This is a genomic window from Amycolatopsis sp. VC5-11 (genome assembly GCF_037034185.1).
In the GTDB taxonomy this organism is placed as follows: domain Bacteria; phylum Actinomycetota; class Actinomycetes; order Mycobacteriales; family Pseudonocardiaceae; genus Amycolatopsis; species Amycolatopsis nivea.
In genome coordinates this window covers 1-15,542 of sequence record NZ_JBAGKF010000003.1, presented here as the reverse complement: position 1 = coordinate 15,542, position 15,542 = coordinate 1, and the positions used below count along the sequence as shown (strand labels likewise).

General features: G+C 71.4%; 12 protein-coding genes. 4 read left to right on the top strand and 8 right to left on the bottom strand.

Annotated elements, in window-relative coordinates:
* The first annotated feature begins 12 nt into the window (after window positions 1-12).
* The gene (locus WA670_RS11560) at window positions 13-981 is read left to right on the top strand and encodes a helix-turn-helix transcriptional regulator (protein ID WP_037815550.1); all 969 of its coding nucleotides are present in this window, start codon (window positions 13-15) and stop codon (window positions 979-981) included.
* Here WA670_RS11560 and treZ read toward each other — a convergent pair.
* From treZ to WA670_RS11535, 5 genes are all read right to left on the bottom strand, one after another.
* Window positions 950-2,677 (bottom strand): malto-oligosyltrehalose trehalohydrolase, encoded by a 1,728-nt coding sequence (gene treZ / locus WA670_RS11555; RefSeq protein ID WP_037815657.1) that lies wholly within the window; start codon window positions 2,675-2,677, stop codon window positions 950-952. The two genes, WA670_RS11560 and treZ, sit on opposite strands and share 32 nt — an antisense overlap.
* Complete coding sequence (gene treY, locus WA670_RS11550; protein ID WP_336157691.1) at window positions 2,674-4,950, bottom strand: malto-oligosyltrehalose synthase; 2,277 nt, start codon at window positions 4,948-4,950, stop codon at window positions 2,674-2,676. The genes treZ and treY overlap by 4 nt, the downstream gene beginning before the upstream one ends.
* The gene (glgX, locus tag WA670_RS11545) at window positions 4,947-7,073 is read right to left on the bottom strand and encodes a glycogen debranching protein GlgX (RefSeq protein ID WP_037815545.1); all 2,127 of its coding nucleotides are present in this window, start codon (window positions 7,071-7,073) and stop codon (window positions 4,947-4,949) included. Before glgX ends, treY begins: the two co-directional genes overlap by 4 nt.
* Before the next feature lie 53 nt (window positions 7,074-7,126).
* Window positions 7,127-9,067: a 4-alpha-glucanotransferase gene (gene malQ, locus WA670_RS11540; protein WP_336157690.1), complete on the bottom strand. Its 1,941-nt coding sequence runs from the start codon at window positions 9,065-9,067 to the stop codon at window positions 7,127-7,129.
* A gap of 264 nt (window positions 9,068-9,331) precedes the next feature.
* A complete protein-coding gene (locus WA670_RS11535) occupies window positions 9,332-10,186 on the bottom strand; it encodes a TIGR03619 family F420-dependent LLM class oxidoreductase (RefSeq protein ID WP_336157689.1) in 855 nt (284 codons plus the stop codon).
* A gap of 151 nt (window positions 10,187-10,337) precedes the next feature.
* Between WA670_RS11535 and WA670_RS11530 the strand changes: the two genes are divergently transcribed.
* The gene (locus WA670_RS11530; RefSeq protein WP_167754255.1) at window positions 10,338-10,631 is read left to right on the top strand and encodes a DUF3040 domain-containing protein; all 294 of its coding nucleotides are present in this window, start codon (window positions 10,338-10,340) and stop codon (window positions 10,629-10,631) included.
* Window positions 10,632-10,634: 3 nt separating this feature from the next.
* Here WA670_RS11530 and WA670_RS11525 read toward each other — a convergent pair whose 3' ends face one another.
* The gene (locus WA670_RS11525) at window positions 10,635-11,114 is read right to left on the bottom strand and encodes an Lrp/AsnC family transcriptional regulator (RefSeq protein WP_037815539.1); all 480 of its coding nucleotides are present in this window, start codon (window positions 11,112-11,114) and stop codon (window positions 10,635-10,637) included.
* A 133-nt stretch (window positions 11,115-11,247) separates the two neighbouring features.
* On the opposite strand from WA670_RS11525, the gene WA670_RS11520 reads away from it, so the two are divergent.
* A complete protein-coding gene (locus WA670_RS11520) occupies window positions 11,248-13,563 on the top strand; it encodes a transketolase-like TK C-terminal-containing protein (RefSeq protein ID WP_336157688.1) in 2,316 nt (771 codons plus the stop codon).
* Window positions 13,564-13,577: 14 nt separating this feature from the next.
* Entirely contained in the window at window positions 13,578-14,270 is a 693-nt protein-coding gene (locus WA670_RS11515; protein WP_205673282.1) for a GNAT family N-acetyltransferase, read from the top strand.
* A gap of 4 nt (window positions 14,271-14,274) precedes the next feature.
* Here the strand turns inward: WA670_RS11515 and WA670_RS11510 are convergent, their stop codons facing one another.
* A complete protein-coding gene (locus WA670_RS11510) occupies window positions 14,275-15,357 on the bottom strand; it encodes an alcohol dehydrogenase catalytic domain-containing protein (protein WP_238605718.1) in 1,083 nt (360 codons plus the stop codon).
* A gap of 25 nt (window positions 15,358-15,382) precedes the next feature.
* A partial coding sequence (locus WA670_RS11505) for an aldehyde dehydrogenase family protein (RefSeq protein WP_336158022.1) occupies window positions 15,383-15,542 on the bottom strand: 160 nt, incomplete at its 5' end.

Sequence of the window (15,542 nt, the reverse complement as noted above, 5' to 3'; positions counted from 1 at the left end):
CATGCTGGCCGCATGCGCGCGAGCCGGCTCGTCTCCCTCCTGTTGCTGCTGCAGGCCCGCCAGCCGAGGACCGCCGCCGAACTGGCCGCCCGGCTGGAGGTCTCGCCGCGCACGGTCTACCGCGACATCGAGGCGTTGAGCGCCGCCGGGATCCCGGTGTACGGCGAGCCCGGCCACGACGGCGGATACCGGCTGGTCGACGGGTACCGCACCCAGCTGACCGGTCTGACCAGGCAAGAAGCCGAGGCGCTCTTCCTCACCGGGCTGCCCGCCGCGGCTTCCGGGCTGGGGCTGGGGCCGGTCGCGGCGAACACGGAGCGCAAACTGCTGGCCGCGCTCCCGGCCGAACTGCGGTCCCACGCCGACCGGGTCCGCGAGCGGTTCCATCTGGACGCGGCGTCCTGGTACCACGACAGGGAGGCCACGCCGCAGCTGCCGACGGTCTCGGACGCGGCGTGGCAGCAGCGGCGCGTCCGGATCCGGTATCAGCGCTGGGCCGCGCCCCGCGAAGTCGCCCGGACCGTCGAGCCGCACGGTGTGGTGCTCAAGGCCGGGCACTGGTACCTGGTCGCCCGGCATTCCGGCGAGTTCCGGACTTACCGGGTGGCGCGGATCGTCGAGGCGGCGATGCTGGACGAGACCTTCGACCGGGCCGAGGGGTTCGATCTGGGCGGCTACTGGTCGGAGTACCTCGACGATTTCGACGCCCGCCGGCACCGTGGCGAGGCGGTACTGCGGGTGTCGCCGGAAGGGATGCGACTCCTGCCGCAGCTCGCCGAACCTGCGGTTGCCCGCGCGGCTGCGGGCGGCGTTGTCGAAGCGGACGGGTGGACTCGGGTGATCGTTCCGGTCGAGCAGCCCGACCAAGCCGTGCACGACCTGCTGCGGCTCGGTCCGTTGGCGGAAGTGGTTGCGCCGCAAGAGCTTCGCGACCGGATGGCCGAGACGCTCACGAAGATGCTGCAGGGCTACACCGGGTAGCGACCAGCACGAACGACTCCGCGGGCAGCACCGTCGCGTCGCCGACCTCGGGGTTGCCCCACGAAGCCAGCACCTCCCCCGCCACCGGAACCTCGACCGGCTTCGCTCCGAAGTTGCACGCCAGGCGCAGCGTGCCCCGGTGCAGGATCAGCCACGCATCGTCCGGCGGGGTCTCCACCACGACGCGGTCCAGCCGCGGATCGGTCAGCTCCGGATGCGTGCGGCGGAGGCGGATCAGCGTCCGGTACAGGCCGAGGATTTCCCGGTGGCCCGGTTTGCCCGGTTCGGTCCAGTCGAGCCGCGAGCGGGCGACGGTGGCCGGGTCCATCGGGTCGGGAACGTCCGTTTCGCCCCAGCCGTGCCGGGCGAACTCGCGGCGGCGGCCGGTGCGGACGGCCTCGGCCAGTTCCGGGTCCGGGAACGACGCGAAGAACTGCCACGGCGTCTCCGCGGCCCACTCCTCCCCCATGAACAGCATCGGCGTGAACGGCGAGCAGAACACCACCGCCGCGCCGCAGGCGAGCAGACCGGGCGAAACGGTCGCGGACAGCCGGTCGCCGGTCGCGCGGTTGCCGATCTGGTCGTGGTCCTGCAAATACGCCAGGAACCGGTGGCCGGGGGCGACGCGCCGGTCCAGCGGGCGGCCGTGGACGCGCGAGCGGAACGACGACCAGGTCCCGGCGTGGAAAAATGCCTCCCGCAGGGTCTTGGCCAGCGCGCCGGGCTCGGCGAAATCGGTGTAGTAGCCGGTGGTTTCGCCGGTGAGCCGGACGTGCAGCGCGTGGTGCAGGTCGTCGGACCACTGCGCGTGCAGGCCGTAGCCGCCGGCGTCGCGCGTCGTGACGAGCTTGGGGTCGTTCTGGTCGGACTCGGCGATCAGCGTCAGCGGGCGGTTCAGGGCCGCCGAGAGCGCGTCGACCTCGGCGGACAGTTCCTCCAGCAGGTGCACGGCGCGGTTGTCGACCAGCGCGTGCACGGCGTCCAGGCGGAGGCCGTCGAAGTGGAAGTCGCGCAGCCAGCCCAGCGCGTTGTCGATGACATAGCGGCGGACTTCGTCGGAACCCGGGCCGTCGAGGTTCAGCCCGGCGCCCCAGTCGGTGCGGCCGGCGAAGTACGGGCCGAACCGGTCGAGGTAAGCGCCGGACGGGCCGAGGTGGTTGTAGACGACGTCGAGCAGGACCGCGAGCCCGCGTGCGTGACACGCGTCGACCAGGCGTTTCAGCCCGTCGGGACCGCCGTACGGTTCGTGCGCCGCGCCCCACAGGACGCCGTCGTAGCCCCAGCCCGCGGTGCCGTCGAAGGAGTTCACCGGCAGCAGTTCGACGTGCGTGACGCCGAGGTCGACCAGGTGCCCGAGCCGGTCGATGACCGCGTCGAACGTGCCCGCTTCGGTGAAGGTGCCGACATGCAGTTCGTAGACCACGCCGCCGGGCAGCTGCCGCCCGGTCCACGACTGGTCGGTCCACTCGAACGCCGAATGGTCGTAGACCCGCGACGCTTCGTGCACGCCGTTCGGCTGGCGCAGCGAACGCGGGTCCGGCAGCGGGCGGTCGTCGTCGCCGAGCAAGAAGGCGTAATCGGTGCCGGTGACGTCGGCCTGCCACCACCCGTCCCCGGCGGCGGTCATCTCGTGGTCGGTTCCGTCCACGCGGACGCGGACGCGCTCGGCCGACAGGGCCCATACGCGGAACATCAGGAGTCCTCCCGCACCAGAAGCGCGACCGGGTACCGCTCGAACAACGCGGACGCCTGCGGGGCATCGCCGACCCCGCGACCGGTCAGCACGTCGGTCCATTCCCCGGCGCGCAGCGGCAGAACGGTGTCGCGCCAGCCGCCCGCCCGGTCCAGGCCCAGCGGCAGCCGCGTGACCGCGACGGTCAGGCCGGCACCGCGTTCGAAGGCCAGAAGGTGTTCCGCGGCAACGCCTTCGGCCTGCAGCGGCCGGTATCCGGTGAAGAGCTCCGGCCGGTCTCGGCGCAGGGTCAGCGCTCGGTGCACCACCAGCAGTTTCGCCGCGCCGGTCTCGTCGATCTCCGGCTGTTCGCCGCCCTGGATGCGGTCGAGAACGGAACGGCGGGCGGCGTAGTCGACCTCGCGGCGGTTGTCCGGGTCGACCAGCGAGTAGTCCCACAGCTCGGTGCCCTGGTAGACGTCCGGCACCCCGGGGCCGGCCAGCTGCAGCAGCTTCTGCCCCAGCGAGTTCGTCCAGCCCGCGCCGCGCACCCGCTTCACGAACGACTCGACGTCGGCCGCCAAAGCGGCGTCGCCCAGCACCGCGGACGGCCACTCGGCGACGGCGCGTTCGAAGCCCTCGTCGTGCTCCGTCCAGGAGGTGCGGAGTTTCGCTTCCTTCGCGGCCTTGTCGAGGTAGTCGCGCAGCCGCTCCGGCGAGATCGGCCACGCGCCCACGAGCGTCTGCCAGGCCAGGAGATTCAGCGCGGGCTCGTCGATCCCGCGCGCGGCCGTCCAGCGGCGGACCGCGACGGCGAACTCGTCCGCGACCTCCGAGAGCGCTGCCATCCGGGCGCGGGTGTCCTCGGACCGCTTCGTATCGTGCGTGGTCAGCGTGGTCATCGTGGCCGGGGCCGCGGCCGCCCGGCCCGCGGCCAGCGTGTGGAATTCCCCGGTGCTCAGCCCGAACCGGTCCGGGTTGCCGCCGACCTCGTTCAGTGCGGCGAACCGGGTGAACCGGTAGAAGGTCGTGTCCTCGGTGCCCTTCGCGACGACCATGCCGGACGTCTGCTGGATCCGCGTCGCCAGCTCGCCGTCGGGCGCGCCGCGCACCTGGCTGTCGAGCGCGTCGAGCGCCGGGGCCAGTTCCGGCCGCCGCTTGCGGGCCCGCGCCACGGCAGTCGCCCAGTGGCCGGCCCCCTCGGGAAGGTACGAACGGTAGACCGGGAACGCGATCATCACCTCGGCGACGGCGGCGCGGGCCGCACCGGCGTCCACGCCTTGCAGCAGCGCCGCGATCCGGTGCACCTCGGCGACCAGGATGCCGTCGGTCACCAACCTCCGCGCGTTCTCCTCGACCGCGTGGTAGTCGGTGCGCACGCCCTGTTCGGCGGCAAGCCGGGTGAACACCGACGCGGCGGCCGGGTCCACGAACACCCCGGTGATCTCGCGCAACGCGTCGTATCCGGTGGTCCCGTCGACCGGCCAGCTCTGCGGCAGCGCCTCGCCCGGGTGCAGGATCTTCTCCGCGACCAGCCACGCCCCGGGCGCGCCCTCGCGGAGCCGCCGGAAGTAGCCGCCGGGGTCGGCGAGGCCGTCCGGATGGTCCACGCGCAGGCCGGTGACGTCGCCGTCGGACACCCAGCGCAGCACCTCGCCGTGCGTTTCGGCGAACACCTCCGGCCGCTCGACGGCGACCGCGGCCAGGTTCGTGATGTCGAAGAACCTTCGGTAGTTCAGCTCCCGGTTGCCGCGCCGCCAGCCGACCAGCTCGTAATGCTGGCGCGCGTGCACCTCGGCCGGCGTGCCGTCGCCGGTTCCGGGCGCGATCGGGAAACGATGGTCGTAGTAGACGAGTTCGTCACCTTCGACGGTCAGCACGTCGTTGTCCTCGCCGAGCACCGGCAGCAGCAGCCTGCCGCGGCTCCAGTCGATGTCGAAGAACGACGCGTACGGCGATTCCCGGCCGTTCCGGAGAACGTCCCACCACCACTGGTTCGCCTTCGCGACCTCGACCGACATGTGGTTCGGCACGATGTCCACGACGAACCCGAGCCCGGCGTCTTTCAGCCGCGCTGCCAACGCCTTTCGCGCTTCTTCGCCGCCCAGTTCTCCCCGGGCGCGCGTCGGATCGGTGACGTCGTAACCGTGCGTCGACCCGGGTGTCGCGTCGAGCATCGGCGAGCCGTACAACGCCCCGACACCCAGCTCGCGCAGGTACTCCACGATCGCGGCGGCGTCGGCGAAACCGAACTCCGGCCGCAACTGCACCCGGTACGTCGAGGACGGCGTGCTCATTCGCTCTCCTTCGCCGTGCGCTGGAGAACCACGAGCGAACGCGCGGCGAGCGTGAACTTGCCGCCGCCTTCGACCGGTTCGACGCCGCAGTCCCCGACCGCCCCGGTCCGGGTGTCCACCACGACTGTCCATTCGCGACCGTAGCCGTTGCCCGGCAACGTCATCGCGATGTCCTCCCAGTGCGCGTTGAACGCGAGCAGGAACGAATCGTCCTCCACCGGCATCCCGCGCGGGTCGAGGTCCGGGATCCCTTCCCCGTTCAGGAAGATCACCACGGACTTGCCGAACGCGTCGTCCCAGTTCTGCTCGGTCATCTCCTCGCCGGCCGGGGTGAACCAGGCGATGTCGCCCAGCTCCTCGCCCTTGCGCACCGGCTTGCCCTGGAAGAACCGGCGGCGGCGGAACACCGGGTGCGCCTTGCGGAACGCGGCGAGCGCGCCGGTGAACTCGACCAGGTCGGCGTTCTCCGTGGCGAGCTCCCAGTCCATCCAGGACAGTTCGGTGTCCTGGCAGTAGGCGTTGTTGTTGCCCTGCTGGGTCCGGCCGAGTTCGTCGCCGTGCAGCAGCATCGGCACGCCTTGCGACAGCAGCAGCGTGGCGAGCAGGTTCCGCCGCTGCCGGGCGCGCAGCGCGAGCACCTCTTCGTCGTCGGTCGGGCCCTCGACGCCGCAGTTCCACGACCGGTTGTCGTCCGCGCCGTCGCGGTTGTCCTCGCCGTTGGCCTCGTTGTGCTTTTCGTTGTAGGACACCAGGTCGGTGAGCGTGAAGCCGTCGTGCGCGGTGACGAAGTTGATCGACGCGAACGGGCGGCGGCCGTCGTCCTGGTACAGGTCCGACGAACCGGTGATCCGCGAAGCGAACTCGCCCAGGGTGGACGGTTCGCCGCGCCAGAAGTCGCGCACGGTGTCGCGGTACTGCCCGTTCCATTCCGTCCACAGCGGCGGGAAGTTGCCGACCTGGTAGCCGCCGGGCCCGACGTCCCACGGTTCGGCGATCAGCTTCACCTGGCTCACGATCGGGTCCTGCTGCACGAGGTCGAAGAACGTCGACAGCCGGTCGACGTCGTAGAACTCGCGGGCCAGCGCGGAGGCGAGGTCGAACCGGAAGCCGTCCACGTGCATCTCGGTCACCCAGTACCGCAGCGAATCCATGATCAGCTGCAGCGTGTGCGGGCTGCGCACGTTGAGCGAGTTCCCGGTGCCGGTGTAGTCCATGTAGTACTGCGGATCGTCCTCGACCAGGCGGTAGTACGCCTCGTTGTCGATGCCGCGCATGGACAGCGTCGGGCCGAGGTGGTTGCCCTCGGCGGTGTGGTTGTAGACCACGTCGAGGATGACCTCGATGCCCGCCTCGTGCAGGGCGCGGACCATGCCCTTGAACTCCTGCACCTGCCCGCCCTGGCCCTGCATCGCGGCGTAGGCGTCATGCGGCGCGAAGTACCCGATCGTGTTGTAGCCCCAGTAGTTGCGCAGGCCCTTCTCGTCGAGGCCGTGGTCAGTCACGAACTGGTGCACCGGCATCAGCTCCACCGTGGTCACGCCGAGTTTCTGCAGGTGCTCGACCACCGCCGGGTGCGCCAGCCCGGCGTACGTGCCGCGCAGCCGCTCGGGGACGAACGGGTGCGTCATCGTCATGCCGCGCACGTGCGTCTCGTAAATGACCGTCTCGTGATACGGCACGCGCGGCGCGCGGTCGTTGGCCCAGTCGAAGAACGGGCTCACCACGAGCGAGTACGGCACGTGACCGGCCGAATCGTCCTCGTTGAGCTGTTCCGGGTCGTCGAAGCGGTAGCTGAACAGCGCCTCGGACCAGTCGACGCCGCGGGACAGCGCCTTGGCGTACGGGTCGATCAGCAGCTTGCCCGGGTTGCAGCGCAGGCCGCGGCTCGGGTCGTACGGCCCGTGGACCCGGAATCCGTAGCGCTGCCCGGGGCCGACGCCGAGCAGGTAGCCGTGGTGGACGAACCCGTCGACCTCCTCCAGCCGCGCGCGGGTTTCGTTGCCCTCGTCGTCGAACAGGCAGAGATCGACGTGCTCGGCGACCTCGGAGAACAGCGCGAAGTTCGTCCCCACGCCGTCGTAGGTCGCGCCGAGCGGGTAGGGCTTTCCGGGCCAGGGCCGCACAGGGCTTCTCCTTGGGCATCGGTTTACGTTGTCCGGACAGGCTTTTCGGGGGTTCAGCGCAGCGGGCGGGCCGCGGCCAGCGGAGCGACCGCCGCCCGCACCCGCGGATCGGCGAAGAACCCGTCCACGGTGACGGGAAGCGGGATGCGCCAGTTAGGGTACTCATCCACGGTGCCCGGCAGATTCGGCTGGCGCCGTTCGCCCGCGACGTCCGCGGGCGCGGTGAGCACCAGCCGCGACGCCGCCGAGGCGAGCAGCGTGTGCAGGGCGACCACCAGGTCGTCGTCCGGAATTCCTTCGCTCGCAACCAGTTCGAGCAACGCCCGGCGTTCGGCCGCCGCGTCTGCGTACTCCTGCTCGACCGGGCGGTCGAGCTGGCCCAGTTCGGCGCGGACCCGGACGTGCTCGGCGTCGAGCCAGCCGGACACGGTCGGCAGGTCGTGCGTCGAAATGCTGGCCATCGCGTCCGGGTCCCAGCGGTCCGGGCGGACGAACGGCGTGCCGGGCGCGTCCCAGTCGCGCTGGAACCACAGCACCGCGGAGCTGAGCAGGCCGCGTTCGTGCATGGTTTCGGTGACGGTGTCCTCGACGGTGCCGAGGTCCTCCCCCACCACGACCGCGCCCGCACGGTGCGCCTCCAGCGCGAGGACGCCGAGCATCGCTTCGGCGTCGTAGTGCACGTATGTGCCGCGACCAGCCGGTTCGCCCGGCGGAATCCACCACAGCCGCCACATCCCGGCGACGTGGTCCACCCGGATCCCGTCGGCGTGCTGCAACACGCCGCGCACGACGTCGCGGAACGGCGCGTACCCGGCTTCGGCGAGCCGGTCCGGCCGCCACGGCGGCAGATTCCAGTCCTGGCCCTGCTGGTTGAACGCGTCCGGCGGTGCGCCGACCCGCACCTGCGCGGCGAAGACGTCCCGCAGCGCCCAGGTGTCCGCGCCGCCCGGATGCACGCCGACCGGCAGGTCGTGCACGACGCCGACCGGCATGCCCGCCTCGCGCGCGGCGCGGCGGACGGTGTCCAGCTGCTCGTGACAGAGCTGCTGAAGCCAGCCGTGGAACTCGATCCGCTCGGCCAGCTCCTCGCGCGCGGCGGCCACCTCGGCGCTGCCGGGATCGCGCAACGGCTCGGGCCACTCGCGCCAATCGCTGCCGTGCACCTCGGCGAGCGCGCCGAACGCGGCGAAATCGCGAAGGTCGTCGTCCAGGTCGACCGGGTGCGGATGGTGCGGGCGCAAGAGTTCCAGCGCGGCCCGTTTCGCGGTCCACACGGCGTCGTAGTCGATCAGCTCGCCGATCGGGTCCGGCGCGAGCGCCAGCACCCGGCGCCGGGTGTCCTCGTCGGCGCGGGCGAACGCTTCGGTGTCGGTCACCCGCAGGTACAGCGGGTTCGCGAACCGGCGGCTGGACGGCGAATACGGCGACCGCTCGACCGGATGCGCCGGGCTGATCGCCTGCACCGGGTTGACGAGCAGCACGCCCGCGCCGAGTTCGGCGGCCGACCGCGACGCCATCTCGGCGAGATCGCCGAAATCGCCCATCCCCCACGACCGTTCGGAATGCAGCGCGTAAAGCTGGAGCATCCAGCCCCACGCGGGCGGCACCGCGGGCAGCCGGTCCGGGACGACGACCAGCGAAACCCGTTGCTCCGCGGTCTTGATCCGGTGCCAGCCGAGCGGAAGGTCAGCCGGAAGAGTGGCGCCGACGTCACGCGTCGTGCCGTCTTCGAGCTCAATCCTCGCGGCTTGGCCGAGTTCGCGTTCTTGCCCGGCGCGCACCACCACCGTCGGCGGCAGCACGCGCGCCGCGCTCGCTTCTTGCACCGCGGCCAATTCTCGCTGAATTGCCTGTGGAGTACGGGCATCGACGTCCAGCTGCGCCAATACCGCGATCACGACGTCGGGATCTACCTGTACCTCGACTTGGTCGGAGTTTTCGTAGTGGGTGGCGACTCCATGGGCTGCGGCCAGTTCGGCCAGTTCGGGGGTCACGTTTCGGTCCGGGGAACGGGAATGCGCACCGGACCAGTGTCCCGGGCGGCGCCCCGCGGCGCCATTCGCCTCGCCGCCGCGGACGGGCGAAGCGGTGACCGGCCGGTCGGGGGGCGTGCCGGCCGGTCACCGCCACACGAAACAAGAGGGAAGGCGTTCCCCGGAATGACGCGCGAACGCCCAGTTCACCCGTTCAGGCGCTATTCGCGATTTCAGCGCGCGGTTTTCTTCTTAAGGAGGTAGCGCCGTGCGAAATGGCCGCGGTCAGGCTCCGGCGAGCTGCCCGAGCTTCCCGGCGAGCCGGTCCAGCCACGCTTCGACCTCGCCCGGCGAACGGTCCGGCAGCCCGAACACGACCTCGGTCACGCCCGCCTCCTCGAGCCTGGCGAGCCCCTCCGGATCCGGGCGCGGACCGAGCGCGATCACCTCCGGCTCGCCCTCGCGGCCTTCCTCGCGCCAGATTTCGCGCAACTGCGCGACTTTCCCGGTGATGTCGCCTTCGCCCGGCGTGGTCAGCCAGCCGTCGCTGTGGCGCGCGATCCACCGGAACGTGCGCTCGGTGCCGCCCGCGCCGACGACCACCGGCACCTTGGGCTGCACCGGTTTCGGCCACGCCCAGCTCGGCCCGAACTCGACGAACTCGCCCGCGTAGCTCGCCTCTTCCTCGGTCCACAGCGCGCGCATCGCCTCGAGGTACTCGCGCAGCGCGGTCCGCCGCCGCTTCCCGGGCACGCCGTGGTCGGCGAGCTCGTCGGTGTTCCAGCCGAACCCGACGCCGAGCGTGACCCGTCCGCCGGACAGGTGGTCCAGCGTCGCCACGGTCTTGGCCAGCGTGATCGGGTCGCTCTCCACCGGCAGCGCGACCGCGGTCGCCAGCCGGATCGTCGAGGTCACCGGCACCGCGCTGGCGAGCGCGACCCACGGGTCGAGCGTGCGCAGATAGCGGTCGTCCGGCAGCGAGGAGTCGCCGGTCCGGGGATGCGGGGCGTCCCGCCGGATCGGGATGTGGGTGTGCTCGGGCACGTAGAAGGTCGCGAACCCGGCCTCTTCCGCGGCCTGCGCGGCCGCCGCCGGGGAGATGCCCCGGTCGCTGGTGAACAGCACGATCCCGTATCTCACCCCCGGCACGGTATTAGAACGTGTTTCAGTTTGCAACGGCCCCGGGCGCGGGCGATTATTCCTGCGAAAACCCGGGCTTGACGGCGCCCCCGGCCGGGTACTCCACTGGTACTTGAGCGATCACCGGCCCGTCCTGCCCGAGGAGGGGATCATGCTGCCCCATCGCGACCGCAGCGCCCTGCGGAAGATCGAAGAGGAACTCGCCGCGAGCGACCCCGTGTTCGCCGCGACGCTGAGCCAAGGCGTGCCGCCGGTGCAGACCCGGCGATGGCAGAAGATCCTCGTGCTCGCCGAGGTCACTGTCCTGATGATGCTGGTCTTCGGCCTCATGGGCGGGGAGACCGGCTGGTTCCTGTGGGGACTGCTCGCCGCGCCGCTGCTGGTCTGGGCGCACCGGACCATGCTGCAGCGCCGCCGCGAACGCGCGGCCGACGACCAGACGTGACCCTCAGCGCTGGGCAGCGCGCTCGAGCAGCGGAGTGAGCCGGTAAGGCACCATCTCGCGCATGACGAGCGCGTTGTTGGTGCGCTCGACGCCGGGGATCTCCAGGATTTCCCCGGCGATCCGGTACAGGTCGTCCGCGTCGGTCGCCACCACGTGCACCAGCAGGTCCTGCGCGCCGGTCAATCCGCGCACCTGCAGCACCTCCGGCACCGCGGCGAGCGCGCGGCCGACCTCGTCCAGCAGCCGCTGCCGCGCCTGCACGGTCACGAACGCGGTGAGCGGGTAGCCGAGCGCGGCCGGGTCGATCCGGTGTTCGGCCGAGCGCAGCGCGTCGCCCTGTTCGAGCCGGGCGAGCCTGCTCTGCACGGTGTTGCGGGACAGGCCCAGTTCGTCGGCGAGCGCGACCGCGGTGGCGCGCGGGGTGCGGCCGAGCGCGAGCAGGATCCGGGCGTCGGTGGCGTCGAGCCGCTGAGTGCTGGGCATGCTGCGCAATCCTCTCCGCACCGTGCGGTGCTGACTTGGGCGTTCTGCGCAATGTTGAACGCGCTTGTTGTGCACCCTACCCAGCTCTGCTGGACTGGCCTGAACTTTCCGCCCAAGAAAGGTCCGATCCTTCGTGAGCAGCGCCGCCCCCGAACGCCTTCCGGACAACGACACGGTGACCGTCCTGCGCGAGGTGCAGGACCGGGTGCTGTGGCTGTCGACCGCGATCATCGACCACGCGAACCGGGTGCGGCCCAACCCGACCGGGCTCAAGGTCGGCGGGCACCAGGCGTCCAGCGCCTCGATGGTGTCGATCATGACCGCGCTGTGGTTCGCCCGGCTGCGCGCGCAGGACCGGGTCTCGGTCAAGCCGCACGCCTCCCCGGTGCTGCACGCGATCAACTACCTCCTCGGCGACCTCGACGAGAAGTACCTGACGACGCTGCGCGAGTTCGGCGGTCTGCAGAGCTACCCGTCGCGCTCGAAGGACCCGGACCAGGTCGACTACTCCACCGGTTCGGTCGGCATCGGCGCGACCGCCCCGATCTGGGGCGCGCTGGCACGGCGCTACGTCGAATCGCACGGCGGCGGCGCGGGCGCCGGACGGCAGTACTCGCTGGTCGGCGACGCGGAACTGGACGAGGGCGCGTGCTGGGAAGCCGTCCTCGACCCGAACGTGGCCGAACTGGGCGAGGTCGTGTGGATCGTCGACCTGAACCGGCAGTCGCTCGACCGCGTGGTCCCGAACATCGGCGCGACCCGGCTGCAGGGCATGTTCGAGGCGGCCGGCTGGCAGGTGCTGACCGTCAAGTACGGGCGGCTGCTGCAGGACCTGTTCGAGCGGCCGGGCGGTTCGGCGCTGCGCCGGCGCATCGACGAGATGTCGAACCCGGAGTACCAGCGGCTGCTCCGCTGCACCCCGGCGCAGCTGCGCGAACGCCTGACGACGCCGGAACTGGCTCCGCTGCTGGACACCCTCGACGACGACACGCTGCACGCCGCCATCCGGAACCTCGGCGGCCACGACCTGTCCGCGCTGCTGGACACGTTCGACGCCATCGACGACCACCGGCCGACCGTCGTTTTCGCTTATACGGTCAAGGGATTCGGCCTCGCCAGCGAAGGACACCCGCAGAACCACTCGTCGCTGCTGACCGCCGAGCAGCTGGGCTCGCTGGCCGAGCGCGTCGGAATCTCGCCGGACAACCCGTGGCAGAAGTTCGCCGACGGCTCCGCGGCCGCACAGTTGTGCGCTTCGACCGCGGCCCGGCTGGAACGGGAACCTGTTGAGCTGCAACCGGTTCCGGCCCTGCCGGCCGACATCGGCCGCACGCCGTCCGGCCGCACCACCACGCAGGCCGCGCTCGGCCGCGCGCTGCTCGACCTGACCCGCGAAGCGCCCGAGGCCGCGGAACTCGTGGTGACGCTGTGCCCGGACGTCTCGTCCAGCACCAACCTCGGCGGCTGGGTCAACAAGGTCGGCGTGTGGTCGCCGCAGGAACGCGTCGACTGGTTCGCCGACGACCCGGAAACGATCCTGCACTGGCGCGAGCGGCCCAGCGGACAGCACCTGGAACTGGGCATCGCCGAGGTGAACCTGGTGAGCGCGCTCGGCGAACTGGGCACGACGTGGTCACGCTGGGGCCGTCCGCTGCTGCCGATCGGGGTGCTTTACGACCCCTTCGTGGAGCGCGCGCTGGAACCGTGGTCGTTCGGCATCTACGGCGGCGGACAGTCCATTTTGGTCGGTACCCCGTCCGGCGTCACGCTCGCGCCCGAAGGCGGTGCGCACCAGTCGGTGACCACGCCGTCGGTCGGGCTGGAGCAGCCGGGTTGCGTGACGTACGAGCCCGCGTTCGCGCTGGACGTCGAGTGGACCCTGCTGGCTTCGCTTTCGCGGCTCGGCCGTCCCGACGGGACTTCCGCTTACCTGCGCCTGTCGACCCGTCCGGTGGACCAGAGCCTGGCCGCGGTGCCGGCTGATCCGGCCGCGCGGGAGCGTCGCCGCCGCCAGGTCGTCGCGGGCGCGTACCCGATCCGCACCGCCGCGGTGGCGCGCCCGGACGTCACGCTGGTGACGATGGGCGCGATGGTCACCGAGGCGCTGGAAGCCGCCGACCGGCTGGACGCGCTGGGCAAGCACGCCGACGTCGTGTGCGTGACGAGCCCCGGCCTGCTGTTCCGCGCGGTGCAAGCACGGGCAGGCCAGGACACCGCCGACACGTGGATCCTGGAGTCGGCGCTGCCGTCCGAACGGTCCGCGCCGATGGTGACGGTGCTGGACGGGCACCCGCACACGCTGGCGTTCCTCGCGAACGTCCACCGCGTGCGGGCGGCGCATCTGGGCGTGACGCGGTTCGGGCAGTCCGGCGACCTGGAGAGCGTGTACCGGCACCACGGCATCGACACCGACAGCATCATCCAGGCCGCGCTGGACGTGGCCGACTGAGCTAGGAGCGTTTCTTGTTCGCCGCCGCCGTCACCCGCCATTGGCTGCCTCCGGTCCCGGACGGCGGCGGATTCAGCCTGACCGTCGACGCCGCGCTGGACGAGGACGAGCGGCTCACCGTCCTCGTCACCGCGGACGGGCGGACCCGGATCCGGCTCACCCCGGCGATGGCCGAAACCCTCGGGCGCCCGCGCGACGAACCGGAGTTCCGGCAGCGGCTGGCCTCGGCGGGGATTCTGCTGCACGGGGCCGACAACCTGTTCTATTTCACCGACGAGGCAAGGGAAAAGCTGCTCGCCGAACCGGACGACGCGTCGGTCCGGCCGCTCACCGGCTCGGACGCCGAAGCGTTCGCCGCGTTCGAGGCCGCCGCGTCCGAACAGGATCTGGACGACGCGTCCGTCGAACTGGACCACTGGGCGGTCTACGGCGCGTTCGCCGACGGACAGCTCGCGGCGGTCGCGAGCATGTATCCGTGGCGTGACGCACCGCTGGCCGACTTAGGCGTGGTGACGCTGCCGGCACATCGGGGCAAGGGGCACGCCCGACGCCTCGTACGGGCGATCTCGCGGCACGCGCTCGGGCGAGAGCACGAGCCGCAGTACCGGTGTCAGCTCGACAACCACGCGTCGATCGCCCTCGCCGCGTCCGCCGGGCTGACCCTGTTCGGCACCTGGGACATCGTCTCGCCCGGCTCGCCTCGCTGACGGCTCAGTCCCCGATCCGGATCAGCGAGCGGGCGCCCTCCCCGCGCCGCATCCGGTCGAACGCGTCGCCGACCTCGTCGAGCGAAATCCGGTGCGTCACCAGGGTTTCCAGGTCCAGCGCACCGGAACGGACCTCGTCGGCGAGCACCGGGATGTCGCGATCCGGGTCGGACGCGCCGTAGACGGTGCTGGTGAGCGTGCGGGCGAAGTGGAAGATCTCCAGCGGGTTCAGCACGACCTGCTGGTCCTTCCGCCCGACGCCGACCACCGTGCAGTGCCCGCCGCGGCGCACCGAACTCCACGCGGCGCGGATCGTGGCCGCCGCGCCGACGCATTCGAAGGCGTAGTCCGCGCCGCGCCCCTCGGTCAGCCCGCGCACCTGCTTGGCGAGTTTGTCGTCGCTCACCAGGAAATCCGTCGCACCGGCCGCGCGGGCGAGCGCTTCCTTCTCCGGCGACAGGTCGGCCGCGATGATCTGGCCGGCGCCCGCGAGTTTCGCCCCGAGCACCACGCACAGCCCGATCCCGCCGAGCCCGAGCACGAGCACGCTCTGTCCTTTTCGGACCTTCGCGGTGTTGCGCACCGCGCCGACCCCGGTGAGCACCGCGCAGCCCATCAGCGCGGCCAGGTCGAGCGGCACGCCGTCCGGCAGCGGCACGACGGAGTGCCCCGGCAGCACGGTTTCCTCCGCGAACCCGCCGACGCCGAGCAGAACGTTGAGCGGCTGGCCGTCCAGCTCCCCGCGCGGCAGCGTGGTAACGCCCTCGATCGCCGAGCACAACCAGGGTTCCCCGGCCTGGCAGAACCAGCATTCCCGGCACGCGGCGGCCCAGTTGAGCACCACCCGGTCCCCCGGCCGCACGTGCGTGACGTCGCTGCCGACCTCCGCCACGACGCCGGACGCCTCGTGTCCCGGCACGAACGGGTACTGCGGACGCAGCGTTCCGTCCACCATGGACAGATCGGAATGGCACACCCCGGCGGCCGCGACCCGCACCCGCACGTCCTCCGGACCGACCGGCGGCAGCACGATGTCGCAGACTTCCGAACGCCCGCCCTGCTCGCGCACGACCACGGCTTTGACCACGATGTCTTCTCCTTGAGAGCCGGGGCTAGAGCTGGATGGACTTGAGTTCGGTGAACTCGTCGAGCGCGGCGCGGCCCATTTCGCGGCCCAGCCCGGACTGCTTGTAGCCGCCGAACGGGGCGAGCGGGTTGAACGCCCCGCCGTTGACGTCGATCTGCCCGGTCCGGACCTTGCGCGCGAAGGCG

What these genes read in the sequence shown, in the direction of transcription:
- WA670_RS11560 (WP_037815550.1), top strand. Translation starts at nt 13, where the DNA reads ATGCGCGCGAGCCGGCTCGTCTCCCTCCTGTTGCTGCTGCAGGCCCGC.
- WA670_RS11530 (WP_167754255.1), top strand. Translation starts at nt 10,338, where the DNA reads ATGCTGCCCCATCGCGACCGCAGCGCCCTGCGGAAGATCGAAGAGGAA.
- WA670_RS11525 (WP_037815539.1), bottom strand. Translation starts at nt 11,114, where the DNA reads ATGCCCAGCACTCAGCGGCTCGACGCCACCGACGCCCGGATCCTGCTC.
- treY (WP_336157691.1), bottom strand. Translation starts at nt 4,950, where the DNA reads ATGAGCACGCCGTCCTCGACGTACCGGGTGCAGTTGCGGCCGGAGTTC.